We start from the raw sequence: 1,119 nt of genomic DNA on the forward strand, positions 1-1,119 counted from the left end.
ATGACGGACGAGGAACGGGAAAAACTGGACGGAATAGCGGCAGGAGCTAATAATTACTCTCATCCGGCTTCTCATCCTGCATCAATGATTGAAGAAAGCACGTCAAGAAAGTTTATGACCCAAGACGAAAAAACGCTACTAAGTTCTCTCGGAACTAATGCAATTCAAGTAAATAGTCAAAGTTTAGGACAAAACGGATATGTCAAATATAGTAATGGCTTATTAATGCAATGGGGAACAAGAGCTGGAGCAACGGGGGGAGCAATTAGTCTATATTTTCCTACCACTTTCTATAATACTGATTATAACATTTATTTCACTGGAGCAGTAAATAATACAAGTGAATCTTTTATATATGCTCCGGGGTATGACCTTAATGGTAAATATACATCATATTGTAAAGTTCTCACTCGCGGAATAAATTCAACTCCGGCTATCGTTTGGACTGGCTGGAATTTTACATGGTTTGCGATCGGTCGCTGGAAATAATTTAAAAACAAATATCATGAAGTATTGGAAAAAAGGATTTTATGACGAACCGGTAAACGGTTCTGTAGAAATTACAGAAGAGTATTATAGCCAATTATTAGCCGGACAATCTGCTGGATTACTCATAGTTGAAAGCAAAAAAGGATATCCGATCTTAGTTGTGCACGAGGCTAATATCGAAGAAACCAGAGCGCAAAAACTTGATGAATTACGATTGTTCGATTCATCCCAAATAGTGAATCATTTTAGTATTAATAATGTATTCGGTTGGTTAAACAAAAGCACCCGTGTAGGGCTTATGAATTCAATCAATATTGAGAAAGAAGCTGGACGATCTGAAACAAGTATCTGGATTGGTGATACAAAGTTTGTCTTATCAATCGAAAGAGCTATTGACATGTTACAACAACTAGAATTATATGCCCTTGCGTGCTATGACACAACACAAAGGCATATCAACGCTATCAATCAATTAGAAACAAAAGAAGAAATTGAAGCATACAACTTCAAAACTGGTTATCCCAGAAAGCTCAACTTTACCGGATAACCTATCGTATAATCGTAGTTTTCGATTTCCTCAATAGTCTGCAATGATCTGACTGCTGCGATGTGCGATTGTGTCACATTGTA

General features: G+C 37.1%; 1 protein-coding gene and 1 pseudogene. Both read left to right on the top strand.

Annotated elements, in window-relative coordinates; all coding sequences use genetic code 11:
• Positions 1-489: pseudogene (locus DXB58_RS28240) on the top strand (hypothetical protein); the annotation flags it as partial.
• A 16-nt stretch (positions 490-505) separates the two neighbouring features.
• On the top strand, positions 506-1,036 hold the full coding sequence (locus tag DXB58_RS20925) for a DUF4376 domain-containing protein (RefSeq protein ID WP_117980016.1): 531 nt from the start codon (positions 506-508) through the stop codon (positions 1,034-1,036).
• Positions 1,037-1,119 lie beyond the last annotated feature (83 nt).

This window comes from Bacteroides sp. OM05-10AA, assembly GCF_003439055.1.
GTDB lineage: Bacteria > Bacteroidota > Bacteroidia > Bacteroidales > Bacteroidaceae > Bacteroides > Bacteroides intestinigallinarum.